General features: G+C 73.0%; 19 protein-coding genes and 2 pseudogenes. 14 read left to right on the plus strand and 7 right to left on the minus strand.

Annotation, left to right across the window (positions count from 1 at the left end):
- The first annotated feature begins 16 nt into the window (after window positions 1–16).
- Together HTV45_RS26260 and HTV45_RS26265 are read left to right on the plus strand one after the other, a co-directional pair.
- Entirely contained in the window at window positions 17–1057 is a 1041-nt protein-coding gene (locus tag HTV45_RS26260) for a LacI family DNA-binding transcriptional regulator (protein WP_215208353.1), read from the plus strand.
- Window positions 1058–1641: 584 nt separating this feature from the next.
- Window positions 1642–1887: a WhiB family transcriptional regulator gene (locus HTV45_RS26265; RefSeq protein ID WP_215208354.1), complete on the plus strand. Its 246-nt coding sequence runs from the start codon at window positions 1642–1644 to the stop codon at window positions 1885–1887.
- A gap of 144 nt (window positions 1888–2031) precedes the next feature.
- Here HTV45_RS26265 and HTV45_RS26270 read toward each other — a convergent pair whose 3' ends face one another.
- The 3 genes from HTV45_RS26270 to HTV45_RS26280 form a co-directional block, all read right to left on the minus strand.
- The gene (locus HTV45_RS26270; protein ID WP_215208355.1) at window positions 2032–3006 is read right to left on the minus strand and encodes an acyl-ACP desaturase; all 975 of its coding nucleotides are present in this window, start codon (window positions 3004–3006) and stop codon (window positions 2032–2034) included.
- A gap of 212 nt (window positions 3007–3218) precedes the next feature.
- Complete coding sequence (gene ddaH, locus HTV45_RS26275; protein ID WP_215208356.1) at window positions 3219–3995, minus strand: dimethylargininase; 777 nt, start codon at window positions 3993–3995, stop codon at window positions 3219–3221.
- A 181-nt stretch (window positions 3996–4176) separates the two neighbouring features.
- Entirely contained in the window at window positions 4177–5805 is a 1629-nt protein-coding gene (locus tag HTV45_RS26280) for an ABC-F family ATP-binding cassette domain-containing protein (RefSeq protein WP_215208357.1), read from the minus strand.
- 314 nt (window positions 5806–6119) lie between these two features.
- On the opposite strand from HTV45_RS26280, the gene HTV45_RS26285 reads away from it, so the two are divergent.
- Window positions 6120–6776: a GPP34 family phosphoprotein gene (locus tag HTV45_RS26285; RefSeq protein WP_215208358.1), complete on the plus strand. Its 657-nt coding sequence runs from the start codon at window positions 6120–6122 to the stop codon at window positions 6774–6776.
- Between the two features lie 302 nt (window positions 6777–7078).
- Here the strand turns inward: HTV45_RS26285 and HTV45_RS26290 are convergent, their stop codons facing one another.
- Window positions 7079–7492, minus strand: coding sequence for an SsgA family sporulation/cell division regulator (locus HTV45_RS26290; protein WP_215208359.1), 414 nt, complete (start codon window positions 7490–7492; stop codon window positions 7079–7081).
- Window positions 7493–7592: 100 nt separating this feature from the next.
- Between HTV45_RS26290 and HTV45_RS26295 the strand changes: the two genes are divergently transcribed.
- From HTV45_RS26295 to HTV45_RS26305, 3 genes and pseudogenes are all read left to right on the plus strand, one after another.
- Window positions 7593–7808 carry a hypothetical protein gene (locus tag HTV45_RS26295; protein WP_215208360.1) on the plus strand — a complete coding sequence of 72 codons (216 nt, stop codon included), beginning with the start codon at window positions 7593–7595 and terminating at the stop codon, window positions 7806–7808.
- Between the two features lie 85 nt (window positions 7809–7893).
- On the plus strand, window positions 7894–8217 hold the full coding sequence (locus tag HTV45_RS26300) for a plasmid stabilization protein (protein WP_215208361.1): 324 nt from the start codon (window positions 7894–7896) through the stop codon (window positions 8215–8217).
- An 83-nt stretch (window positions 8218–8300) separates the two neighbouring features.
- A pseudogene (locus HTV45_RS26305) lies at window positions 8301–8972 on the plus strand (endonuclease V); the annotation flags it as partial.
- A gap of 218 nt (window positions 8973–9190) precedes the next feature.
- Here HTV45_RS26305 and HTV45_RS26310 read toward each other — a convergent pair.
- Complete coding sequence (locus tag HTV45_RS26310; protein ID WP_215208362.1) at window positions 9191–10369, minus strand: trans-acting enoyl reductase family protein; 1179 nt, start codon at window positions 10367–10369, stop codon at window positions 9191–9193.
- Between the two features lie 336 nt (window positions 10370–10705).
- On the opposite strand from HTV45_RS26310, the gene HTV45_RS26315 reads away from it, so the two are divergent.
- Genes HTV45_RS26315 through HTV45_RS26325 form a run of 3 tightly spaced genes read left to right on the plus strand, consistent with a single transcriptional unit; the run spans window position 10706 to window position 15308 of the window.
- A complete protein-coding gene (locus HTV45_RS26315; RefSeq protein WP_215208363.1) occupies window positions 10706–11881 on the plus strand; it encodes a CaiB/BaiF CoA-transferase family protein in 1176 nt (391 codons plus the stop codon).
- On the plus strand, window positions 11878–13092 hold the full coding sequence (locus HTV45_RS26320) for an acetyl-CoA C-acetyltransferase (protein ID WP_215208364.1): 1215 nt from the start codon (window positions 11878–11880) through the stop codon (window positions 13090–13092). The genes HTV45_RS26315 and HTV45_RS26320 overlap by 4 nt, the downstream gene beginning before the upstream one ends.
- Before the next feature lie 38 nt (window positions 13093–13130).
- On the plus strand, window positions 13131–15308 hold the full coding sequence (locus tag HTV45_RS26325) for a 3-hydroxyacyl-CoA dehydrogenase NAD-binding domain-containing protein (RefSeq protein ID WP_215208365.1): 2178 nt from the start codon (window positions 13131–13133) through the stop codon (window positions 15306–15308).
- 15 nt (window positions 15309–15323) lie between these two features.
- Here HTV45_RS26325 and HTV45_RS26330 read toward each other — a convergent pair whose 3' ends face one another.
- Complete coding sequence (locus tag HTV45_RS26330) at window positions 15324–16025, minus strand: MerR family transcriptional regulator (protein ID WP_215208366.1); 702 nt, start codon at window positions 16023–16025, stop codon at window positions 15324–15326.
- Window positions 16026–16096: 71 nt separating this feature from the next.
- Here HTV45_RS26330 and HTV45_RS26335 point away from each other — a divergent pair.
- The 3 genes and pseudogenes from HTV45_RS26335 to HTV45_RS26345 all read left to right on the plus strand — a co-directional run bounded on the left by HTV45_RS26335 (window position 16097) and on the right by HTV45_RS26345 (window position 20540).
- Window positions 16097–16575 (plus strand): annotated as a pseudogene (locus HTV45_RS26335) (Appr-1-p processing protein).
- A gap of 130 nt (window positions 16576–16705) precedes the next feature.
- Window positions 16706–18661 carry a Xaa-Pro dipeptidyl-peptidase gene (locus HTV45_RS26340; RefSeq protein ID WP_215208367.1) on the plus strand — a complete coding sequence of 652 codons (1956 nt, stop codon included), beginning with the start codon at window positions 16706–16708 and terminating at the stop codon, window positions 18659–18661.
- Between the two features lie 157 nt (window positions 18662–18818).
- Entirely contained in the window at window positions 18819–20540 is a 1722-nt protein-coding gene (locus HTV45_RS26345; protein ID WP_215208368.1) for a BCCT family transporter, read from the plus strand.
- Window positions 20541–20739: 199 nt separating this feature from the next.
- On the opposite strand, the gene HTV45_RS26350 is transcribed toward HTV45_RS26345, so the two are convergent.
- Window positions 20740–21693, minus strand: coding sequence for an FAD-dependent oxidoreductase (locus HTV45_RS26350; protein ID WP_215208369.1), 954 nt, complete (start codon window positions 21691–21693; stop codon window positions 20740–20742).
- Window positions 21694–21760: 67 nt separating this feature from the next.
- Between HTV45_RS26350 and HTV45_RS26355 the strand changes: the two genes are divergently transcribed.
- Window positions 21761–22786, plus strand: coding sequence for an oxidoreductase (locus tag HTV45_RS26355; protein ID WP_215208370.1), 1026 nt, complete (start codon window positions 21761–21763; stop codon window positions 22784–22786).
- Window positions 22787–22834: 48 nt separating this feature from the next.
- A complete protein-coding gene (locus tag HTV45_RS26360) occupies window positions 22835–24475 on the plus strand; it encodes an ABC-F family ATP-binding cassette domain-containing protein (RefSeq protein WP_215208371.1) in 1641 nt (546 codons plus the stop codon).
- Window positions 24476–24939 lie beyond the last annotated feature (464 nt).

Here is a 24939-nt window from a genome sequence, read left to right on the forward strand (position 1 = left end):
GGTGAGGAGCGCCCCAGTGACCGAGACAGTGCAGCGACCCACCCTGGAGGCGGTCGCCGCGCGGGCCGGGGTCTCCCGGGCCACGGTCTCCCGCGTGGTCAACGGCTCCGACGGGGTCCGCGAACCCCTGGCCGAGCGGGTGAGACAAGCCGTGGAAGAACTCGGGTACGTCCCCAACCAGGCCGCGCGCAGCCTGGTGACCAGGCGGCACGACGCCGTCGCCGTCATCGTCGCCGAACCGGAGACCCGGGTCTTCGCCGACCCCTTCTTCGCCCGCCAGCTGCGCGGCATCAGCAAGGAACTGACGGCCCACGACAACCAGCTCGTTCTGCTGCTCACCGAGGACCGCGACGACCACGCCCGCGTCGGACGCTACCTCGCCGGCGGTCATGTGGACGGCGCGCTGGTCTTCTCGCTCCACATCGACGACCCGCTGCCCGAACTGATCCAGCGCGCGGGACTGCCCACGGTGTTCGGCGGCCGGCCCTACTTCAACGGGGGCCGGGGCGGCGTCTCCTACGTCGACAGCGACAACCGGGGCGGCGCCCGCGACGCCGTACGGCACCTGCTCGGCCTCGGCCGCCGGCACGTCGCCCACATCACCGGAGCCCTCGACCAGACCTCGGCCGTGGACCGGCACGACGGCTACCGCGACGTCATGGCCGGCGCCGATCCGGGGCTGGTCGCGCAGGGCGACTTCACTCCCGCGAGCGGCGAGCGGGCGATGCGGGAACTCCTCGGCCGGCACCCCGGCCTGGACGCGGTCTTCGCCGCCAACGACCTGATGGCGGCCGGCGCCCTGCGCGTGCTGCGCGAGCACGGACGGCGGGTGCCGGACGACGTGGCGGTCGTCGGCTTCGACGACATGCCGCCGATCGCCGAACAGACCGAGCCGCCGCTCACCACGGTGCGTCAGGACATCGAGGAGATGGGCCGCCTGATGGCCCGCCTCCTCCTGCGCGACCTCGACGGCACCGGTACGCCGGAGGGGACCGCGGGCGCCCGCCCCGCCGGCCTGATCCTCCCGACGACGCTGATCCGCCGGTCGTCCGCGTGAGCCGCCCCCGGACGGTACGCGGAACGCCGTCCGGGGGAGTACGCAGACGAGGCACAGCCGCGAGGAGGGCCGGGCGACAGCCACGGGGACGGGACGGGCAGGGGCGCACGCCCGACCTCGGCGATGACCTTCCCCGGCGGCGTCCGCACCTCCCTCCACCCCGCCGCGGCGGGCGAGGACGGCAGGCCCGGCGGGATGGTCCCGCGGCCGACGACCCCGTCGGGACCCGGCGGCGGGCAGCCCTGCCGGCTGCCGCGCATCGGGGTGCGGACCAGGACGCCGTGGTCGCCAGGGCCGTCGGGCCGGGCGGCACGGTGCGGATGCCCGCCACCTCCCTCGCCGGCGTCGCCCGTCCGATGGATCCGCACGGCGCGCGCTTCGCGATCCTCGAGGGCGGTCCGCGCCGGACCTCCCCCGGCGCGCCGCCGTGCGCGCCCGGCCGGCCGGCGCCATCATCGGGTCACCGGGGACAGCCGCGAGGCGGAGCCCGAAGGAGAGGGAGAACACCGGGTCCGACGTGGCGCGCGCCACGCGTTGATACGTCGTTGATCGAACGTTTTTCGCCCTCCGGCACGCTTCCGACCATGCACATCGACACATTGCCGTCGCCCGACCTCGCCTGGCAGGAAGAGGCGTTGTGCGCGCAGACGGGCGGAGACTTCTTCTTCCCCGAGCCCGGCAGCTCGGTTCGCGAGGCCAAGCGCATCTGCGGTCTGTGCCCGATCCGCGCCACGTGTCTCGAGTACGCGCTGACCCACGACATGCGCTTCGGAGTCTGGGGCGGTCTGTCGGAGAAGGAGCGCCTGGAACTGCGGCGCACCGGACGGTAGGAGCCGACCGGACGGTAGGAGCCGATCGCACCGGGTCGCGACCGGCCGCTGCCCCTGCCGCCCGCCTCACCGCCCCCACGGCGCTACGTCGTCGACGTGAAGGCGGTGGAGGGCAGGTCGGCGGTGCGCGACAGGACGCAGTCCTCAGCCGGCGGCCCGGGCCGCCATCCGGGCCTTGCGGGCCGCCAGCTTCTCGTCGAACTTCGAGGCCTCCGCGTCCAGGCCGCCCATGAACAGACCCAGTTCCTCCTGGGCCTTGACGCCCTCGGGGCCCAGTCCGTCGATCTCCATGACCTTCAGGAAGCGCAGCACCGGCTGCAGCACGTCGTCGTGGTGGATACGCATGTTGTACACCTCGCCGATGGCCATCTGCGCGGCCGCCCGCTCGAACCCGGGGATCCCGTGGCCGGGCATCCGGAAGTTCACCACGACGTCGCGCACCGCCTGCATCGTGAGGTCCGGGGTGAGCTCGAACGCCGCCTTCAGCAGGTTGCGGTAGAAGACCATGTGCAGGTTCTCGTCGGTCGCGATGCGGGCCAGCATGCGGTCGCAGACCGGGTCACCCGACTGGTGGCCGGTGTTGCGGTGCGAGATCCGGGTGGCCAGCTCCTGGAAGGCGACATAGGCGATCGAGTGGAGCATCGAGTGCCGGTTGTCCGACTCGAAGCCCTCGCTCATGTGCGACATGCGGAACTGCTCCAGCTTGTCCGGGTCCACCGCCCGTGAGGCGAGCAGGTAGTCCCGCATCACGATGCCGTGCCGGCCCTCCTCGGCCGTCCAGCGGTGCACCCAGGTGCCCCAGGCGCCCTCCCGGCCGAACATCGTGGCGATCTCGTGGTGGTAGCTGGGGAGATTGTCCTCGGTCAGCAGATTGACGACCAGGGCGACCTTGCCGACTTCGGTGACCTTGGACTGCTCCTTGTCCCACGCCTCGCCGTCCTCGAAGAAGCCCGGGAAGTTGCGGCCGTCGCTCCACGGCACGTACTCGTGCGGCATCCAGTCCTTGGTGACCTTCAGATGCCGGTTGAGCTCCTTCTCGACCACTTCCTCCAGTGCGTACAACAGCCGGGCGTCGGTCCAGACCGAGGGGCTGCCCAGGTGGGGAGAAGTGAGCGACACGGGTGACTCCAGGGGGACGGTGACGGGGAGCGGTCCGGCGAGCGGTGCCGGGAACCTACGGCATCGTAGGCTACGTATCCGTAGGTTACGTATCCGTAGGTTAAGATTGCCGTAAAGACTGCTGATCAGCGGGGTCCATACGGGTGGACGAGGCGCCGCCGGATGCTCCGGAGCCGCAGGTCGTCGCGCCGTACGGGTGACATGGTGGCCGGTCAGGCATACAGGTCCCGCAGTCGCACCGAGAGGCACGTCACACAGCCCTCGAGCTTCTCGAACTCGCCGATGTCCACCAGCACGGGCTCGTATCCGAGGTCCGTGAACAGCTCCGCCGTCTTCGGCGCGCTCGCCGCCATCAGCAGCCTGTCCCCGCCGAGCAGCACCACATGCGCCCCCGACTCCTCCGGCACCGGGAGGAACCGCGGGAAGAGCGACGGCGCGTCCATGTTCGGGATGTGCCCGATCACCGTACCGTCCGGCAGCGCCGTGACCGCCGACTTCAGATGCAGCACCTTGGCCACCGGGACGGCGACCACCCGTGCCCCCAGCGGCTCGAACGCGGCCCGCACCTGCCGGACCCCGACCGCGTTGGTGCGCCCGCCGCGGCCCACGTACACCGTGTCACCGATCTTCAGCACATCGCCGCCGTCCAGCGTGCCCGGCTCCCAGATCCAGTTCACCGAGCAGCCCAGCGACGCGACGGCCTCCTCGACCCCCAGTGTCTCCGCGCGCCGGGACTCGGCACCGGAGCGGGCGATCAGCGCCACGTTCCGGTACATCACCACCGTGTCCTCAACGAACACGGAGTCCGGGCAGTCGTCGGCCGGATCCACCTCGACCGTCTCCCAGCCGTGGGCGCGCAGCGTCTCCGTGTACGCCTCCCACTGCTCCACCGCGCGGCCGACGTCGACGCCGTCCCGTTCGATGTGCGTCACCAGCCCTTCGGCCAGACGGGGAGAGGGGCGGCGGACGAGGGCTTTCCTGCTGGGCACGGGTGCGCCTTTCGGACGGGACGGGCAGGGCTCGGCCGGGCCCGCGGGGTCCGTGGCACGGCCGGCCTCCCACGGTCGTCGGCGCAGCCATCATGCAGGGAGGATCCGGACGGGACCACCCCCGCCGGTGATGAGATGTACCACCGGTAACGGTGGCGCCGCCCGGCCCGCCCCGCCTCCCTCAGCTCTCCCGCAGCCCCAGGGCTTCCGCCGTGACCTCCTTCAGCCCTCCCTCCTCCATCAGCAGCCACCGGGTGATGCCGAGGGACTCCAGGAACGGCAGATCGTGACTGGCCACGATCAGCGCCCCCTCGTACGACTCCAGGGCCGTGGTCAGCTGCCGGACGCTCGCCGTGTCGAGGTTGTTCGTCGGCTCGTCCAGCATCAGCAGCTGCGGCGCGGGCTCCGCCAGCATCAGCGCGGCCAGCGCCGCCCGGAACCGCTCGCCGCCGGAGAGCGTTTGCGCCTTCTGGTCGGCGCGGGCGCCCCGGAACAGGAACCGGGCGAGCCGGGCCCGGACCCGGTTGTTGGTGGCGCCCGGGGCGAACCGGGCCACGTTCTCGGCGACCGTCAGTTCCGCCTCCAGCACATCGAGCCGCTGGGGCAGGAACCGCAGCGGCACATGGGCCCGCGCCTCGCCGGAGACCGGCTCCAGCTCCCCGGCGACCGTGCGCAGCAGCGTCGTCTTGCCCGCGCCGTTGCGACCGACCAGCGCAACCCGCTCCGCGCCGCGCAGATCGAGGCCGCCGTTCACCCGGGCGCCGTACGCCAGTGACAGGTCCCGCACGGTGAGCACGTCGCGGCCCGGCGGTACGGCCGTGTACGGCAGGTCGACGCGGATCTCGTCGTCGTCCCGTACGGCCTCCACCGCGCCGTCGAGGCGCTCCCTGGCCTCGGCGACCTTCTCCTCGTGCATGATGCGGTGCTTGCCCGCGGACTCCTGCGCCGCGCGTTTGCGCGCCCCCATGACGATCTTCGGTTCGCGTTTCTGGTCCCACATCTTCTGGCCGTACCGCTTCCGGCGGGCCAACTTCATCTGTGCGTCGACGAGTTCACGCTTCTGCTTGCGGAAGTCCGCCTCGGCCGCGCGCACCATGCGCTCGGCGGCCTCCTGTTCGACGGCCAGGGCCTCCTCGTAGGCCGAGTAGTTGCCGCCGTACCAGGTGACCTCTCCGCAGCGCAGGTCGGCGATCTGGTCGACCAGTTCCAGCAGTTCACGGTCGTGGCTCACCACGATCATGACGCCCGGCCGGCTCGCGACGGCCGTGTACAGCCGCTTGCGGGCGTACAGGTCGAGGTTGTTGGTGGGCTCGTCCAGCAGCAGCACGTCCGGGCGCCGCAGCAGCAGTGACGCCAGGCGCAGCAGTACGGACTCGCCGCCCGACACCTCGCCGACCGTGCGGTCGAGGCCGATGTGTCCGAGTCCGAGCTCGCCGAGCGTGGCCAGGGCGCGCTCCTCGACGTCCCAGTCGTCGCCGACGGTCCCGAAGTGCTCCTCGGCCACGTCACCCGACTCGATGGCGTGCAGCGCGGCACGCCGGGCGGCGATACCGAGCGCCTCGTCGACCCGCAGCGCGGTGTCGAGCGTCACGTTCTGCGGCAGGTACCCCACCTCCCCGGCGACCCGGACGGTGCCGTCGGCCGGGGCGAGCTCACCGGCGAGCAGCTTCAGCAGGGTGGACTTGCCCGACCCGTTGACTCCGACGAGCCCGGTACGTCCGGGGCCGAAGGCGACATCGAGGCCTTCGAAGACGGCGGTGCCGTCGGGCCAGGTGAAGGCGAGGGAGGTACAGGTGAGGGAAGGTGACACAAGGGCCTCCGCGGTTGCTCGGGGCGATCAGGGGCAAACGCGTATCGAGACACCGCGGGACGACGGCCGGCAGCCGGGAGGGAGACCGTGGGAACGGAGAAGGTCCTGTTCCGAAGGGACCGCAAGGACGGCTCGCACGCCGAGGTCGCACGCTGCGCACACACCCGACCGGTGTGACGCGGTGTCTCAGAACCTCAGACGAGCAACGTCCTTCTCCATTCGACGGCAACAGAACCGTTCCAGACGGTACGAGCGGCCCCACCGGCTGTCAACGCAATTACGGCTCACGACGTCCCCGCCCCGAGGAGGCCCCCGTGCTCAACGGCCCGCTCTCACCGCCGGCCCGTCTCTGTCTGCTCTGCTGGGACACCGACCCGGGACGGCTCGCCCCGCTGGTGCGGGCCGGTGCCCTCGCCGAGCTCGCCCGGCGCGGTCTGCTGACCGACGACGACGGCATCGTCACCCCGCTCGACCTGGACTCCAGGACCGGGGACCCGGTGATGGACGGTCTGCTGGAGCTGGTCAGCGAGTCCTTCCCGCACCACTGGCGCTCCTGGGTGACGCTGCACGCGAGGCACACCCTGGACGCGGTCCGTGAGCAGCTGGTGGCCGAGGGCGTCCTGCGCGCCGAGAAACACCGGGTGCTCGGGGTGTTCCCGTCCGTGGACCACGTGCTGGCCGACACCGCCCGCGCGGACGCCCTGCGCCGGGAGGCACGCTCGGTCCTGGGCGGGTCCGTACCGGCCGAGAGCGTGTCCGGGCAGACCGCGTCCCTCCTCGCCCTGGCCACCGCGGCGGGCCTGCCGCCGGAGCCGGGCGGCCCCGTCGGCGACCGCCGTGCCGAGGCCCTGACCCGCCGCGCGGAAGCGTCCGCTCCCGGGTTCGGCGCCATCCTGCGCCAACTGCGCGAGGGACTCGCCGACGCGTCGCCGGCGCCCTCGCCGGCGCCCTCGCCGACCAGGGGCCGATGACCGCGCCGCGAGGCCCCGCGTCCCCGGGACCGCCGACCGGGGGACGCTGAAGGAGGTCGCCGGTGGGAAGCGCGCACCGTGGGCGCACAGGGCGGCCCCGACGCGCCGCCTGCCGGTGAAACCGGCCGCCCCGGGGCGGCCCCCGGCAGTGTCGGTTCCGGCATCGCCTCGGCCGTGCGCCCGCCGGTCCACCGTGCCGCGCGGGAGCTGCCCGGCACCGGGACGTACGACGCGCGGACCGACGGCCCCCCGTAAGGAACGCTCAACACCCCGATGAGCGGAAGCCGTTGGCGCCTCGCTCGTCAGGCGTCGCGGATCAGCTCCGCGAGATCGTGGTCGAGGTCGAGCCGGAGGTGCTCCAGACCGGTCGGCACCAGTTCGTCCGTGGCGTCCAGGAACCGGCGGATCTCGCCCGAGCGGACATGCACCACGGCGGTCCCCTCGGGGGCGTGGAACTCCATGACGGTGCGGTCGTAGCCGTACGGACGGATCCGCACGTCACCGTGGCCCTCGGGCTCCTGCAGGCCCGCCGCGAGGAGCTCACGCGCGAAGGTCCAGCAGACCTCGACGCCCTCCAGGGTGGCGGGCGCGGGGAAGGTCATGCGGACGGCGAACGGGTCGTCGCGGTCGTAGTGCAAGGTGGCGGGGATGTTGGGCATCCGCGGCGCGGCGGCGACCAGACGGGCCTCTACGGGCTGCTCTATGACGGTGGACAACGCCTTGCTCCCTCGTGACGGCTGGACGGGCTTCCGGGCGGATCGGGTCGTCTGCAGGAAGAGACGACGGAATCAGCCAATCCGTGCACACGAACTGCGAGTGACCTCTGTCACCGCGTTCATGCACCCGAGTGACACGGCTCTCCCGGCACTCCCCCGGGACGCCCGCTCCGGCGGAGGGCAGGCCCTCTGGACGGCGTCCCGGCAGGGGACCGGCGTCGCCCGCGATGAGGAGCAGGGCGGCACGCACGGCACACCCGATCACGGCTGCCGGGCGGCGGGGGAGCGGGGACGGGTGGCCCGCCTGCAGCGGTGACCGTATGCGGAGTGACCGTACGCGGGGCCCTGAACCCTGTCGGCGTGGGTACCCGTTCGCTGTACACGAGAGGAAGTGAGCGGACATGCCACGCGGTTCCAGCCCCAAGCGGGAGCGTCAGTACGAGCACATCAAGGACAGCGCCGAGGACCGGGGCGAGAGTACCGGGCGTGCCAAGGAGATCGCCGCGCGGACGGTGAACAAGGAGCGCGCGCGCTCCGGCGAGTCCAGGACGGCGAGCCGCACCTCGACGCAGGACATGTCGTCCGGCAAGCGCGGCGGTCAGCGGTCCGGCAAGGGCTCCCAGGGCCCCACCCGCGACCAGTTGTACGAGGAGGCCAGGAAGCGGAACGTCGAGGGCCGTTCGACCATGAACAAGAGCCAGCTCCAGCGGGCGCTGGGCAAGTGAGCGGCCGCCTGGGCGTGAAGGCGGCCGACCGCGGAACCCCCTGCGCGCGCAGGGGGTTCCGACGCCCGTAGGCTCGGGGCACCATGACGCCCGTACCCACACCCGCCGGCTGGCCCGCGACCGAGGAAGAGGCCCGCGCGGTCCAGGACCGGCTCCGCGCGAGGGTGGTACTCGACGAACCGGGCCCGCCGCCCGGGTCGGGCCGCGTCACCGGAGTGGACGTGGCGTACGACGACGAGCGGGACCTCGTCGCCGCCGCGGCCGTCGTTCTGGACGCGGCGACCCTGGACGTGGTCGCCGAGGCCACGGCCGTCGGCCGGATCTCCTTCCCGTACGTCCCCGGACTCCTCGCCTTCCGCGAGATCCCGACCGTGATCGCCGCCCTAGCCGCCCTGCCGTGCCCGCCCGGCCCGGTGGTCTGCGACGGCTACGGCCTCGCCCACCCGCGCCGCTTCGGCCTGGCCAGCCACCTCGGGGTGCTCACCGGTCTTCCGACCATCGGTGTCGCCAAGAACCCCTTCACCTTCACCCACGCCGCACCCGGGACCACGCGCGGCAGCACGTCCCCGCTGCTTGCCGGGGCCGAGGAGGTCGGCCGCGCCCTGCGCACCAGGGACGCCGTCAAACCGGTCTTCGTCTCGGTGGGCCACCGGATGAGCCTGGACAACGCCTGCGCCCACACGCTCGCCCTGACTCCGGCCTACCGCCTCCCCGAGACCACCCGCAGGGCGGACGCCCTGTGCCGCCGGGCCCTCGCGCGGGCAGCCGCCCGGTACCCACAGGCGCCCGGACGAGCCCATGGGGCTGGGCGGACGACAGGTTCCGAGGGGGCGGAGGCCGGACAGGTGCCGAGTCCGCGTACGGCTGTCCGGCCGCGGGCCCCGCATGATCCGAACGAGAGGCACTGACCGGGCCGCCGCCCGGGATGATCCGCGCCTCGGCCCGACGACCGCTGCGGCCCGGCCCGGCGTGGTCAGCGGGTCGCGGCGACGCGGAAGCGGATGCCCGCCGTCCGCAGGCGGTCGATCAGCGCGTCGCCCATCGCCACCGCCGTCGTGACCTGCCCCGCCGTCGGCGGGAGGTCGTCGAAGGCCAGGCAGAGGGCACTCTCGGCCAGCATCTTCGCCGTCTCGTCGTAGCCGGGGTCGCCGCCCGCCACCTCCGTGTACACCCGCTGTCCGCCGCCCTCGCCGACGAAGCGGACGGTGAACCAGCTCCGGGCGCGCTTCTCGGGGCCCGGCCCGTCGCCGGGCTTGAGCCGGTCGGAGAGCCGGCGCCGCAGCGACGGGAACTGGGCCGCCGTGACCAGGGTGCCGACGGCCGCCACTCCGCCCAGCGCCACCGGGAGACGGCGCACGGCCGCGTAGTGCCGGTAGCGGAAGTCGGGGCCGTACCGGTCGAGCGCCTTCGCCGAACGGCGCACGATCTGTCCGTCGATGGTCGGCAGGGGCAGGGCCCAGGCGCCGACCTCCGGTGCGTAGCGGGGAGCGCCCAGCGGGGCCGACGTCCGGCGGTCCACCAGCCGCGGTTCGTGGTACCGGCGTTCGCGGGCCGCCGCACGGAGCCGGCGGCTCCCGGCGAACTGGTTCAGCGCCGAGGCGAAGGTCCCGCCCGAGAAGGCCGCGTCGGTGGTGACGAAGCCGTCCACGGTCAGCGGCGTTCCCTCCGGCAGCTGTCGCACGGTGAAGTACGCGCCCAGGTCGTGCGGTACCGAGTCGAAGCCGCAGGCGTGCACCAGCCGCGCCCCGGTCTCCCGCGCGCGTGCGTCATGACGGACGTACATCAGGTCCACGAACTCGGGTTCACCCGTGACGTCGGCATAGTCCGTGCCGGCGTCCGCGCAGGCGGCGACGAGCTGCTCGCCGTACTCCGTGTACGGGCCCACGGTCGTGGCGACCACGCGCGCCTGCTCGGCGAGGTTGCGCAGGGAGGCCGGGTCGGACACGTCCGCCCGCAGCAGCCCGGTCCCGGTGCCGCCGGGCAGCCGTTCCCGCAGCCGTTCCAGCTTCTCGGTGCCGCGGCCGGCGATCGCCCAGCGCAGCCCGGCGGGTGCGTGGCGGGCGAGGTACTCCGCGGTGAGTGTCCCGACGAAGCCGGTCGCCCCGAAGAGCACGATGTCGTACGGACGGTCCGTCCTGGTCAGCCTGCTCATGACACCCCTTGATCGTGCAGCCGCGCCGCTGTCGGTGGCCGAGGTTAGCGTGAGGGATGCGGAGCCCGACGACGAGCCCGGAGGTAAGCCGATGGCCGTGCCCGCGACGCCCCGAAGAAGTGGGAAAAAGCGTCCGACCACACCCCATGGGCCGCCCGGTGCCGCCGGGGAGCGCCCCGGGGGCGGGACCGCGGAGCCGGGGCACGCCGAGGGCGCGGGCGCGGACCCGGCGCCGTACAGTGGCTAAGCGCTTGCTCGCCCGGTCTTGTGCCGGGTGGAGCGCGTTCCTAACATCCCGGGTGTTACACCAGTAGTGTCACAGACGATGGGGGCTCGATGACGGAGGCGAGGACGCCGGCGGGCGGTCCGCTCGCCGGCGTGCGTGTGGTCGAGCTGGCAGGGATCGGGCCGGGCCCGTTCGCCGCCATGCTCCTGGCCGACCTCGGCGCCGACGTCGTCCGCGTGGACCGCCCGGGAGGCCCCGGACTGGGCATCGACCCGGCCCTCGACATCACCCTCCGCAACAAGCGCTCCGTGATCGTGGACCTGAAGGCGCCCGACGGCCCCGCCCGCCTCCTGGACCTCGCCGAACGCGCCGACATCCTCATCGAGGGCTACCGCCCCGGCGTCGCCGAGCGACTCGGCGTCGGCCCCGGGGAGTGCCACGCCCGCAACCCGCGCCTCGTCTACGGCCGGATGACCGGCTGGGGGCAGGAAGGCCCCCTCGCCGACCGCGCGGGACACGACATCTCGTACATCGCCCTCACCGGCACCCTCGGCATGATCGGCGACCCGGACCGGCCCCCGGCCGTCCCGGCCAACCTGCTCGGCGACTACGCGGGCGGCTCCCTCTACCTCGTCGTCGGCGTCCTCGCCGCCCTGCACCACGCGCGCGCGACCGGCACCGGACAGGTCGTCGACGCCGCCATCGTGGACGGCACCGCCCACCTCTCCTCGATGATCCACGGCATGCTCGCCGCCGGAGCCTGGCAGGACCGGCGCGGCGCCAACCTCCTCGACGGCGGCTGCCCCTACTACGGCACCTACGACACCGCCGACGGCGGGCACATGGCCGTCGGCGCGCTGGAACCGCGCTTCTACGCCGAGTTCCTGCGCCTGCTCGGTCTCGAGGACCGGACCGGAGCCCACACCGACACCGCCCGCTGGCCGGAACTGCGCGAGCGGGTCGCCGCCCGCTTCGAGGCCCGTACCCGTGACGAGTGGACGGCCGTCTTCGAGGGCACCGACGCGTGCGTGGCGCCCGTCCTGTCCCTCGGCGAGGCCCCGCACCACCCGCATCTCGCCGCCCGCGGCACCTTCACCGACCACGACGGCATCACCCAGCCCGCACCGGCCCCCCGGTTCTCCGCGACCCCCGCCGGCATCCGTACCGGGCCCGCCCTGCCGGGCACCGGCGCCGACAGCGTGGCCCGCGACTGGAACCTGCCCCGGCCCGCGGCCCCCTCGCACTCCCGCGAACCCTCGCCCCCTCAGCGAAAGGCCTCCCCGTGAGCACCGAAGCGTATGTGTACGACGCGATCCGCACCCCGCGCGGGCGCGGCAAGGCCAGTGGAGCCCTGCACGGGACCAAGCCCATCGACCTGGTGGTCGGGCTGATCCACGAGATCAGGGACCGCTTCCCGGACCTGGACCCGGCCGCCGTCGACGACATCGTCCTCGGCGTCGTCGGGCCGGTCGGTGACCAGGGCTCGGACATCGCCCGTATCGCGGCGATCGCGGCCGGGCTGCCGGACACGGTGGCGGGTGTGCAGGAGAACCGCTTCTGCGCTTCCGGTCTCGAGGCCGTCAACCTGGCGGCGGCCAAGGTCCGTTCGGGCTGGGAGGACCTGGTCCTCGCCGGTGGCGTGGAGTCCATGTCCCGCGTCCCCATGGCCTCCGACGGCGGCGCCTGGTTCAACGACCCCATGACCAACCTCGCGGTCGACTTCGTCCCGCAGGGGATCGGCGCCGACCTGATCGCCACCATCGAGGGTTTCTCCCGGCGCGACGTCGACGAGTACGCGGCCCTGTCGCAGGAGCGTGCGGCCACCGCCTGGAAGGAGAGCCGCTTCGAGCGGTCGGTCGTCCCGGTGCGGGACCGCAGCGGCCTGGTCGTCCTCGACCACGACGAACACCTGCGGCCCGGCACCACCGCCGACTCGCTGGGCGGGCTGAAGCCGTCCTTCGCGGACATCGGCGACCTGGGCGGGTTCGACGCCGTCGCGCTGCAGAAGTACCACTGGGTGGAGAAGATCGACCACGTCCACCACGCCGGCAACTCCTCCGGCATCGTCGACGGCGCCGCGCTGGTCGCCATCGGATCGAAGGAGGTGGGTGAGCGCTACGGGCTCACCCCGCGCGCCCGGATCGTCTCCGCCGCCGTCTCCGGCTCCGAGCCCACCATCATGCTGACCGGCCCCGCGCCCGCCACCCGCAAGGCCCTCGCCAAGGCCGGACTGACCATCGACGACATCGACCTGGTCGAGATCAACGAGGCGTTCGCGGCGGTCGTGCTGCGTTTCGTGAAGGACATGGGGCTCTCGCTGGACAAGGTCAACGTCAACGGGGGAGCCATCGCACTGGGCCACCCGCTCGGCGCGACCGGCGCCATGATCCTCGGCACGCTCGTCGACGAACTCGAGCGGCAGGACAAGCGCTACGGCCTCGCCACCCTCTGCGTCGGCGGCGGCATGGGCGTCGCCACCGTCGTCGAACGCCTCTGACCCCAGCGACCCGCCACCTCACTCACGGAGACTCCCTCATGACCGAGAGCACCACCATCCGCTGGGAACAGGACCGCACCGGCGTCGTCACCCTCGTCATCGACGACCCCCGCCAGTCCGCGAACACCATGAACCAGGCGTTCCGCGAGTCCCTCGCCGTCGTCACCGACCGCCTGGAGGCCGAGAAGGACACGATCCGCGGCGTCGTCGTCACCTCCGCCAAGAAGACCTTCTTCGCCGGCGGCGACCTGCGCGACCTGATCCGGGTCACCCCCGAGACGGCGCAGGACCTCTTCGACGGCGGCATGGCGCTCAAGCGCCAGATGCGCCGCATCGAGACCCTCGGCAAGCCGGTCGTCGCCGCGATCAACGGCGCGGCCCTCGGCGGCGGCTTCGAACTGGCCCTCGCCTGCCACCACCGGATCGCCCTCGACACCCCCGGCTCCAAGATCGGCTGCCCCGAGGTCACCCTCGGTCTGCTCCCCGGCGGCGGCGGTGTCGTCCGCACCGTCCGCCTGCTGGGCATCACCGACGCGCTGCTGAAGGTGCTCCTCCAGGGCACCCAGTACACCCCGCGCCGCGCCCTGGAGAACGGCCTCGTCGACGACATCGCCGACTCGCGCGAGGACATGCTCGCCAAGGCCCGCGCCTTCATCGACGCCCACCCGGAGTCGGCCCAGCCCTGGGACCGGCCCGGCTACCGCATCCCCGGCGGCACCCCCGCCCACCCCAAGTTCGCCGCCAACCTGCCCGCCTTCCCGGCCAACCTGCGCAAGCAGACGGGCGGCGCCCCCTACCCGGCCCCGCGCAGCATCATGGCCGCCGCCGTCGAGGGCGCTCAGGTCGACTTCGAGACCGCCCAGGTCATCGAGGCCCGCTACTTCGTCGAACTGGCCGCCGGACAGACGTCCAAGAACATGATCCAGGCGTTCTTCTTCGACCTCCAGGCCGTCAACTCCGGCGCCAACCGCCCCCAGGGCACCGAGCCCCGCAAGGTCACCAGGGTCGCCGTCCTCGGCGCCGGGATGATGGGCGCGGGCATCGCCTACGCGTGCGCCCGCGCGGGCATCGACGTCGTCCTCAAGGACGTCGCCCTGGAATCGGCCGTCAAGGGCAAGGGCTACTCCGAGCAGCTGTGCGCCAAGGCCGTCGCCCGGGGCCGTACCAGCCAGGCGAAGGCGGACGCGCTGCTCGCGCGGATCACCCCCACCGCGGAGGCCGCCGACCTGGCCGGCTGCGACGCCGTCATCGAGGCCGTGTTCGAGGACACCGCGCTCAAGCACAAGGTGTTCCAGGAGGTCCAGGACGTCGTCGCCCCCGACGCGCTGCTGTGCTCCAACACCTCCACCCTGCCCATCACCGCCCTCGCGGAAGGCGTCGGGCGCCAGAGCGACTTCATCGGGCTGCACTTCTTCTCACCCGTGGACAAGATGCCGCTCGTCGAGATCATCAAGGGTGAGCGCACCGGCGACGAGGCGCTGGCGCGCGCCTTCGACCTGGTCCGGCAGATCAACAAGACTCCGATCGTCGTCAACGACTCGCGCGGCTTCTTCACCTCCCGCGTCATCGGCCACTTCATCAACGAGGGCGTGGCCATGGTCGGCGAGGGCATCGAGCCCGCGTCGGTGGAGCAGGCGGCGGCCCAGGCGGGCTACCCGGCCAAGGTGCTCTCCCTGATGGACGAACTGACCCTCACCCTGCCCCGCAAGATCCGCATCGAGTCGAAGCGGGCCGTGGAGGAGGCCGGCGGCACCTGGACCGCGCACCCGGCGGAGGCGGTCATCGACCGCATGGTCGACGAGTTCGGCCGCCCGGGCCGCAGCGGCGGCGCCGGCTTCTACGAGTACGGGGAGGACGGCAAGCGCGGCGCCCTGTGGCCGGGACTGCGCGAGCACTTCGCGCGGGAGGGACACGAGATCCCGTTCCGCGACATGCAGGAACGCATGCTCTTCTCCGAGGCGCTGGACACCGTCCGGCTGCTGGAGGAAGGCGTGCTGACGTCCGTCGCCGACGCCAACATCGGCTCCGTCCTCGGCATCGGCTTCCCGGGCTGGACCGGCGGGGTGCTGCAGTACATCAACGGCTACGAGGGCGGCCTGCCCGGCTTCGTGGCCCGTGCGCGGGAACTCGCCGAGCGGTACGGCGAGCGCTTCGCCCCGCCGGCCCTGCTGGTGGAGAAGGCGGAGCGGGGAGAGGTGTTCAAGGACGCGCGCTGACGCCGTCCCCGCCGTTCACCCCTCCTCGTCGAGCCACTCCCGCAACTCCTCCTTCAGCGACCGCTGGAAGGTGGTGAGGAGCGCCTGCACCACCAGTGGATGCATCCGGGCGGACAGGGACCGCACATCACGCGCGTCCTTGTCCGCGGCCGCGTCGCGCAGCAGCCGCGACAGCTCGTGGGCGGCCGCGCGGGAGTGCTCGGTGAGTGCCGTGCGGGCGGCGAGGATCGTCTCGTGCGACAGCGGTGCGTCCAGCAGCCCGGTTCCGAACCGCAGCAGCCCCGTGTCCACGCGATAGGACCCCGGAGCCCCGGCGTCCTGCTCGACGACGTCCATCGCCGCGAGCCGCTTCAGGTCCTCCCCGTCCAGCGGACGTCCCGCGCGGCGCTCGAGTTCCCCGCGGGACATCGTCTCCACCGTGCTCGGCGCCCAGGACGCCACCACCGCCCGCTGAACGGCGAGCTCCCGCACGCTCAGGTCGGGCGGCAGCTCCCCCAGATACCGCTCGATCGCCGCCAGCGTCATGCCACGGCTCTGCAGCTCCTCGATGAGCTCCAGCCGGGCCAGATGCTCCCGCCCGTAACGGCCGACCCGGCGGGGACCGATCACCGGCGGCGGCAGCAGCCCCTTGCTGCCGTAGAAACGGACCGTGCGCACGGTGACCCCGCACCGGGCCGCCAGCTCGTCGATCGTCAGGCCCTCGGACTCGGTCGTCATGTCCAGCAGTATCGCTGTACCACCACCGCTGTGACACACCCGCTGTCAGTCCCGGCCTCTACGGTGACGTCATGCCGGGGGTCACGTACGTCCGGGGTGACGCCACCGCTCCGCCGGTGAAAGGCGTCCGGATCGTCGCCCATGTCCGCAACGACGTCGGAGGCTGGGGCCGGGGATCCGTCCCCGCCGTGTCGCGTCGCCGGCCTCGGCCGGAAGCCGCCCACCGGGCCTGGAGCCGAGGCCGCGCGGGCCACGACTTCGGGCTGGGCGCGGTACAACTCGGCCAGGGGGAGCGCTGTATGCGGGTTGCCGCCGTGATCGGCCGGCGCGGAACGAGGACCGGCGGCAAGGGCCTCCCGGTCCGCTACGAGGCGATCGGCGCGGCCCTCACCCGCCTCGCCCGGCATGCGGGGACCTCGGCGCCTCGGTCCGTATGCCCCGCGTCGGCTGCGGCCTGGCCGGCGGTACTTGGTCCCGCGTGGAGCCGCTGATCAGCGAGCGCCCGGTGCGGCACGGCACACCGGTGACGGTGTACGACCACGGTGACTGAGCGGGGATCCGGCACCGCTCCCGCGCGCGGACCGGAGCGTCCCACCCGGCGTGCTTTCAGCCACCCGTGGTCTCCCAAGGCGTCAACCGCCCTCTTCTGCACCCGAGTTCACCGAGGTACCGTCCGGCGCATGCCGAAACGCACGCGCCTCACGCCCTGGAGAACGCTCGCGACGGCGGCCACCGCCGCCCTGACGGCCACCCTCCTCACTCCCGTCGCGGCCCACACCGCGCCGCGGGAGAGCAGACCCGTCCACTCCTACGACGACGCCATCCGCGAAGCCGTCTGGGTGGACACCGGCCTCGACGAGGACCGGGACGGGAGGACCGACCGGGTCGCCGTGGACATCGTCCGCCCCCGCGAACCCGCGCAGCGGGGCCGGAAGATCCCCGTCATCATGGACGCCAGCCCGTACTACTCCTGCTGCGGGCGCGGCAACGAGAGCCAGCGCAAGACCTACGACGCGAACGGCGACGTCGTACAGATGCCGCTGTTCTACGACAACTACTTCGTGCCGCGCGGCTACGCCGTCGTCGGTGTCGACCTGGCCGGCACCAACCGCTCCGACGGCTGCGTGGACGTGGGAGGCCGCTCCGACATCCGGTCCGCCAAGGCCGTCGTCGACTGGCTGAACGGCCGCGGCCGGGCGTACACCAGCCGCACCGGCACCGAGCGCGCCGGGGCCGGCTGGACCAACGGCCGCACCGGCATGATCGGCAAGAGCTGGGACGGCACCATCGCCAACGGTGTCGCCGCCACGGGAGTCGAGGGCCTGGAGACCATCGTCCCGATCGCCGCCATCTCCTCCTGGTACGACTACTACTTCTCCCAGGGCGCCCCCCTCTACGACTCCGGCCCCGACTGGCTGTCCCGGTACGTCGAGAACCCCGAGGCCCGCGCCCACTGCGACGCCGTCCAGCGCGAACTCGTCGAGGGCGCCCCGCGCACCGGCGACCACACCCCGCTGTGGACCGAACGCGACTACGTGCGCGCCGCGAAGAAGGTCAGGGCCAGTGTCTTCCTGGTGCACGGCACCCAGGACCTCAACGTACGGATGCAGCATGTCGGCCCCTGGTGGGACGCCCTCGCACGCAACGGTGTCGACCGCAAGATCTGGCTCTCCCAGACCGGCCATGTCGACCCCTTCGACTTCCGCCGCGCGCAATGGGTGCGTACCCTGCACCGCTGGTTCGACCACGAACTGCTCGGCTACGACAACGGCATCGACCGCGAACCCATGGCCGACATCGAACGCGCGCCCGACCAGTGGACGACGTCGGCGACCTGGCCGCCGCGTGGCACGCGCGCCACGACCCTGCGCCCCGCCCGGGGCGACGAGGCCGGCGTCGGCACCCTGGGACTGCGCCGGGGCAAGGGCACCGAGTCCTTCACCGACGACCCCCGGCTGAGCGAGACCGACTGGGCCGCCCGTGTCGACACATCGACTCCGGACAAGGCGGGCTTCGTCACCGGCCCGCTCACCCGCGACCTGCGCCTGGCCGGGGCCTCCGAGGTGACCGTCACCGCCACCCCCAGCACCCCGACGGCCCATCTCTCCGCCGTGCTCGTGGACCTCGGCCCCGACACCATCCGCGACTACGCCGACAGCGGAGAGGGCATCACCACCCTGCCCGAGCGCACCTGCTGGGGTCCGAGCACCGAGGGCGACAGCTCCTGCTTCAGGGAGACCCGCGCCACCACCGCCGACGTCGGATACACCGTCCTCAGCCGCGGCTGGGCCGACCTCGGCCACCACGGCGACGCCGGCAGGGGCGAGCCCCTCACCCCCGGAAAGCGGTACACGATCACCCTCGACCTCGCGGCCACCGACCACGTGGTCCCCGAGGGGCACCGCCTCGCACTGATCGTCGCCGGCACCGACCGTGGCCTGATCGACCCTCCCGCCGACACCCCGACGCTCACCCTCGACCTGGCCCGCACCTCCGCCCGGGTCCCGTTCACCGGCGGAACCGCCGCGTTCGCCCGCGCCACGGCCGGCACGCGCACCACCGACCCGGACGCCGTCCTGGACGGTGTGGGCAGGCCCGGTGCCACCGCCCAGCGCGTACCGGGGGAGGCCCGGTGAGACACGCGGCCGCGTCCACGGCGGCCGGGCGGGGCCGCCCCCGGAGGGAGGGGAAGACCGACACGTCCCGCCGAAGAGGTGAGTTTTGCGCCAGAAGTGGTAAGGGCCTATCGGGCGGAGTTCTCTCCGCCCGACGGCTCGGACGAAAGGTGCGCCTGTGACGCGGGAGCAGGACAGCGACAAGGACCAGACGGCAGGTCCCCTGCCGGGTTCGGAGGCAGGGCTGCCCGGCCGGGACCGCCCCCGGACCGACCGGGTGGTGTTCGGCGTCACCGCCGTGCTGACCCTGGCGTTCGTGCTGTGGGGCGCCATCGGGACGGACTCGCTCGAGGACGCCTCCAGCAGCATGCTGGGCGGGCTGATGCACAACGGCGGCTGGGGATTCATGCTGGCCGCCTCCGGCTTCGTGATCTTCGCCCTCTGGCTTGCCGCCAGCCGGTACGGCCGGATCCGCCTCGGTGTCGAAGGCGAGGAACCCGAGTTCCGCACGGTGTCCTGGATCGCCATGATGTTCAGCGCCGGCATGGGCATCGGCCTGATGTTCTGGGGCGTCAGCGAACCACTGGCGCACTACACGACGCCCCCGCCGGGCGTCAGTCCGGCCGACTCCGGCGACCGCATGGAGACGGCCATGGCCACCACCCTGTTCCACTGGACGCTCCACCCGTGGGCGATCTACGCGGTGGTCGGCCTCGCCATCGCCTACAGCACCTTCCGGCGCCGCCGTCGGCAGACCATCAGCGCGGTGTTCACCCCGCTCATCGGTGAGAAGAACGCCAACGGGGTCGGCGGCCGGGTCATCGACATGCTCGCCATCATCGCGACGGTCTTCGGCTCCGCGGCCTCGCTGGGCCTCGGCGCCCTGCAGATCGGCTCCGGTATGGAGGAGCTCGACTGGATGGAGAATGCCGGGACCGGGCTGCTGGTCAGCATCATCGCGGTGCTGACCGTGGCGTTCGTGGCCTCCGCGGTCTCCGGTGTGGAGAAGGGCATCCAGTGGCTCTCCAACACCAACATGGTGCTGGCACTGATCCTCGCCCTGTTCGTGTTCGTCGCGGGCCCGACCGTCCTCATTCTCGACCTGCTGCCCACCTCGGTCTTCTCCTACCTCGGCGACCTGCCCGACCTGGCCGGCCGGACGGAGATCAGCGGAGGTGAGGGCGTCGCCGACTGGCTGAGCAGCTGGACCGTCTTCTACTGGGCGTGGTGGATCTCCTGGACGCCCTTCGTCGGCATGTTCATCGCCCGCATCAGCCGGGGGCGAACCATCCGTCAGTTCATCGGCGGCGTCATCCTCGTCCCCAGCACGGTCAGCCTGGTCTGGTTCGCGATCTTCGGCGGCTCGGCGATGCGGCTCCAGGAGCAGAACCGGATCGCCGACGCGACGACCCCCGAAGGCCGGCTCTTCGCTGTGCTGCAGGAGTACCCCGTCGCCACCGCCACCAGCCTGCTGGTGATGATCCTCGTCGGCATCTTCTTCGTCTCGGGCGCCGACGCCGCCTCCGTGGTGATGGGCGCCCTCTCGCAGAAGGGGGCGCTCGAACCGAGCCGCTGGGTGGTGGTGTTCTGGGGCGTGGTCACCGGAGGCGTGGCGGCCATCATGCTGCTGGTCGGCAGCGGCCAGGGCGACGCGCTGACCGGGCTGCAGAACCTCACGATCCTCGCGGCCGCCCCGTTCATCGTCGTGATGCTCTTCATGTGCGTGGCCCTCATGCGAGACCTGCGCCGCGACCCGCTCATCGTGCGGGGCGAGATGGGCTCCGAGGCGGTGCATCTCGCGGTCATCGAGGGCCACAAGCAGTTCGACGGCGAGTTCGAACTCCGCGTCGGCCCGGGCCGCGGCCCGGACGTGGAGGGAGACCCCATCGGCAAGCACTGACGCACGCGGACGGGCACGTACCGCGGAGCCCCGCGCCCCCAGGAGCGCGGGGCTGTGCCGACCGGCGGCTTCGCCGCGTGGGCGCCGACGGGGGTCCGGCGGCGGAGCCCCGGAGACGGGGAGGGAAGGGGCGGCGGGGACGCCACCGGGGCCGCGACGAACCCCGCCCGCCGGGCCGCCCTTCCCGCCGGGTGACCGTTCACCCGGCGGCCAGCGCCGCCGCCTCCTCCGCGCAGCCCCACGCCACGGTGACACCCGCGCCGCCGTGGCCGTAGTTGTGGACCAGGGCCCGGCCGTCGGGAAGCGTGACGCGCTCCAGCCGGACCGCGTCACGGGCGGGCCGCAGGCCCACCCGGTGCTCCAGAACGCGGGCACCGGCGATCTCGGGGCGCAGCGCCGCGCACCTGCGCACGATCGCCTCGGCCACCGCCGGGTCCGGCTCCGCGGACCAGGCGTCCTCCTCCGCGGTGCCGCCGAGCACCAGCCGGCCCGGGTGCGGGAAGAAGTACGCGATCGCGCCGTCCGCCCCGGTGGAGACCATCCACGTGTCGATCCCCGGGTTCTCCACCACGACCAACTGCCCCCGCACCGGCCGCACCGACGGGTCCGGCACCAGCTCCCGCGCCGCCAGCCCCGTGCAGTTGACCACGACCGGCGCGTCCGTCTCCGCCAGGTCCGCCACCGCACGAGCCTCGACCACACCTCCCGCCGCCACCAACCGGTCCCGCAGCCACGGCAGATGAGCCGTCATGTCGATGAGCGGCAGCCGGACCCGCACCCCGGACCCGGCGGGATACTCCCGCGCCGTCGCCGTCCGCAGCCCCGGCAGCCGCGCGGCGGCCCACGCGCCGACCTCGTCCAGCGCGGTCTCGCCCAGTACTCCTTCGACCATCCGTACGCCGGTGGCCCCCGGCCGCGCCGCCAGGTCCTCGTACACCTCCAAGGACCGCAGCGCCCACACGCGTGCCGTCGCCGCCGGCTCGATCCGGTACGGCCACCACAGCGCGCCCGCGACCGCCGAGGTGGTCCGCTCGACCGGGTCCCGTGCCCACAGCCGTACCCGCACGCCGCGCTCGGCGAGGACCACGGCCGTGGTCAGCCCGATGACACCCCCGCCGACCACCAGGACCTCGCCCTTCAGTTCGGTCTCCATCGGCCGGACGTTAGCGGAATATGTCATGCCGCGCGCGGGCCGGTCCCGCGGTGGGAATACTCACAGCATGTCTGCCGAGTACGCGACCTTCGGCCTGGCACCGGCGACCCGAGCCGGTGGTCTCCTCCCGGGCGGGGACTACCAGGTCCACCGCGACTTCGTCGACTTCGTCGTCGACGGACGCCCGCTGCTCCACCGTCTCAGCGACCTGGACGCCGTCTCCCCGCTCGCCTCCGACATCCCGCCCTCCCTCTTCACCGCGCAGGTCCGCAGCCTGCTCCTCGAGGCCGGGGCGCCCCTGCCCGCGGGCCGGTTCGTCGTCTACGGCTGTCCCGAGTGCGAGGACCTGGCCTGCGGCGCTGTCACCGCGGTCATCGAACCCGACGGGGAGGACATCGTCTGGCGCGACTTCGCCTGGCAGACCGGCACCCACGCCGACCTGGACCTCAACGGCTACCACGGCATCGGGCCGTTCCGCTTCCGCGGCACCGAGTACCGTACGGCCCTCGCCGCCCTCCTGAACGGCCGTGCTCCCGGCGCCCGCCGACGCGTCCTGCTGATCGGCGCCCGTGTCGCCCTGCTCGCCAGGCTCGCCGCCGCCCTGCGCACCATCGGCATCGGCGCCGACATCGCGCAGGACACCGACGGCGTCCCCGCCGACGAACTGCGGGCCTACGGCGCCGTGGTCTTCGGCCGGTCCGTGCGCCCCGGGGAACGCGACGCGGTCCGCCGTGCCTTCACCGGCGCCGGCGTCGATGTGCCCTGCGTCGACGGACTCGCGCCGGTTGTGCCGCTGCTGGTGGCCCAGACCGAACAGGCCCTGGACCGCTGCGTGCCGGGGCAGCGCCGCCTGGAGGACCTCACCGCCTCTCCCGACGCCGCGGAACTCGGGGTCACCTCGTCCTGCCGGGTGCGGCTCACCGCCTACCGGGTCGGCCGTCTCTCCCGCGCCCACACCCGGGACGTCTTCGACGCCGTCCTGGAACCCGGCCGCCACTGCGTTCCGCTGGACGCCGCAGCGGTGCGGGGCGAGGCCTACGTGGTGGCCCGCACCGCGGGGACCGTGCTGGTGACGGCCGTGGGGCGGCGGTGAGGACCGGGGCGCGGGCGGTCGCGCACGGCCATTAGGATCGGCGGTCTGATGACTGCCACCCTCGTCGCCAAGAACCTCGCCGCCGGACACGGAGACCGCTCCCTGTTCACCGGTCTCGATCTCGTCGTCGCCCCCGGCGACGTGATCGGCCTGGTCGGCGCCAACGGCGCGGGCAAGTCCACGCTGCTGCGCCTGCTCGCCGGACTCGCCGCACCGGAACAGGGCGAACTGCGCCTCTCCCCGCCCACCGCGACGGTGGGGCACCTCCCGCAGGAGCCGGAGCGCAGGACCGGCGAGACCGTGCGGGAGTTCCTGGCCCGCAGGACCGGTGTCGCCGAGGCCCAGCGGACGATGGACGAGGCCACCCAGGCCCTGGTCGACGGCGCACCGGGCGCGGACGACGCGTACGCGGAGAGCCTGGAGCGCTGGCTGTCCCTGGGCGGCGCCGATCTGGACGAGCGGGCCGACGAGGTCGCCGCCTCCCTCGGCCTGGCCGTCGACCTGGACCAGCCGATGACCTCGCTCTCCGGCGGCCAGGCAGCCCGCGCGGGCCTGGCCTCCCTTCTCCTCTCCCGCTACGACGTCTTCCTCCTGGACGAGCCGACCAACGACCTCGACCTGGACGGCCTGGAACGCCTCGAACGCTTTGTGAGCGGACTGCGGGCCGGCACGGTCGTCGTCAGCCACGACCGGGAGTTCCTCACCCGCACCGTCACCAAGGTCCTCGAACTCGACCTCACCCAAGGGCGGATCAACCTCTACGGCGGCGGCTACGAGGCCTATCTGGAGGAGCGGGAGGTGTCCCGCCGGCACGCCCGGGACGACTTCGAGGAGTACGCCGACAAGCGGGCCGCGCTCCAGGACCGGGCGCAGACGCAGCGCTCCTGGATGGACAAGGGCGTCAAGAACGCCCGCCGCAAGGCCGGCAACGACAACGACAAGATCGGCCGCAAGTTCCGCAGCGAGGCCAGCGAGAAGCAGGCCGCCAAGGCGCGCCAGACACAGCGCATGATCGAACGCCTGGAGGTGGTCGACGAGCCGCGCAAGGAGTGGGAGCTGCGCATGGAGATCGCCTCGGCCGCCCGCTCGGGCGCGGTCGTCGCCACCCTCCGGGACGCGGAGGTGCGCCGCGGCGGCTTCACCCTCGGCCCGGTGACCCTGCAGATCGACTGGGCCGACCGGGTGGCCGTCACGGGCGCGAACGGCGCCGGGAAGTCCACGCTGCTCGGCGCCCTGCTGGGCCGGGTGCCGCTGGACGCCGGGCACGCCGCCCTGGGCTCGGGCGTCCTGCTCGGCGAGGTCGACCAGGCCCGCGCGCTCTTCCACGGCTCGGAGGCCCTGCTCGACGCCTTCCGCCCGGCGGTACCCGAACTGGAACCGGCCGACATCCGTACCCTGCTGGCCAAGTTCGGCCTCAAGGCGGGCCATGTCATGCGCCCGGCGGCCACGCTCTCCCCGGGTGAACGCACCCGGGCGGCCCTGGCCCTCCTCCAGGGCAGGGGCGTCAACCTCCTGGTCCTCGACGAGCCGACCAACCACCTGGACCTGCCGGCCATCGAACAGCTCGAAGCGGCCCTGAACAGCTACCAGGGCACGCTCCTGCTGATCACCCACGACCGCCGCATGCTCGACACGGTCCACGTGACCCGCCGCCTGGAGATCGCCGACGGCAGGGTGACGGAGCGCTGACGACGGTCCGCCGCAGCACGCGGGTGACACAGGTCCCGGCGCGCGCTTTCGACGACCCGCCGGCCCCTCCCGGCCCGGAACGACGGGCCCGTCCCTACCGCCGGGGCGGAGGGGACGGGCCCGGGAGAAGACGTCAGCGCCTGCCGCTCTTCGGGTCGACCAGGCCGGCCCGGCGCAGCGCGTCGGCCATCGCGCTGTTCCCCGGCGCGGGCGANTCGACACGGTCCACGTGACCCGCCGCCTGGAGATCGCCGACGGCAGGGTGACGGAGCGCTGACGACGGTCCGCCGCAGCACGCGGGTGACACAGGTCCCGGCGCGCGCTTTCGACGACCCGCCGGCCCCTCCCGGCCCGGGAGAAGACGTCAGCGCCTGCCGCTCTTCGGGTCGACCAGGCCGGCCCGGCGCAGCGCGTCGGCCATCGCGCTGTTCCCCGGCGCGGGCGACTGACGCGAACCGCCGCCG

Source organism: Streptomyces sp. CHD11 (assembly GCF_018638295.1).
Taxonomy (GTDB): domain Bacteria; phylum Actinomycetota; class Actinomycetes; order Streptomycetales; family Streptomycetaceae; genus Streptomyces.

What these genes read in the sequence shown, in the direction of transcription:
- HTV45_RS26265 (WP_215208354.1), top strand. Translation starts at nt 1,642, where the DNA reads ATGCACATCGACACATTGCCGTCGCCCGACCTCGCCTGGCAGGAAGAG.
- HTV45_RS26350 (WP_215208369.1), bottom strand. Translation starts at nt 21,693, where the DNA reads ATGGAGACCGAACTGAAGGGCGAGGTCCTGGTGGTCGGCGGGGGTGTC.
- HTV45_RS26355 (WP_215208370.1), top strand. Translation starts at nt 21,761, where the DNA reads ATGTCTGCCGAGTACGCGACCTTCGGCCTGGCACCGGCGACCCGAGCC.
- HTV45_RS26330 (WP_215208366.1), bottom strand. Translation starts at nt 16,025, where the DNA reads ATGACGACCGAGTCCGAGGGCCTGACGATCGACGAGCTGGCGGCCCGG.
- HTV45_RS26340 (WP_215208367.1), top strand. Translation starts at nt 16,706, where the DNA reads ATGCCGAAACGCACGCGCCTCACGCCCTGGAGAACGCTCGCGACGGCG.
- HTV45_RS26360 (WP_215208371.1), top strand. Translation starts at nt 22,835, where the DNA reads ATGACTGCCACCCTCGTCGCCAAGAACCTCGCCGCCGGACACGGAGAC.
- HTV45_RS26300 (WP_215208361.1), top strand. Translation starts at nt 7,894, where the DNA reads ATGCCACGCGGTTCCAGCCCCAAGCGGGAGCGTCAGTACGAGCACATC.
- HTV45_RS26315 (WP_215208363.1), top strand. Translation starts at nt 10,706, where the DNA reads ATGACGGAGGCGAGGACGCCGGCGGGCGGTCCGCTCGCCGGCGTGCGT.
- HTV45_RS26310 (WP_215208362.1), bottom strand. Translation starts at nt 10,369, where the DNA reads ATGAGCAGGCTGACCAGGACGGACCGTCCGTACGACATCGTGCTCTTC.
- HTV45_RS26325 (WP_215208365.1), top strand. Translation starts at nt 13,131, where the DNA reads ATGACCGAGAGCACCACCATCCGCTGGGAACAGGACCGCACCGGCGTC.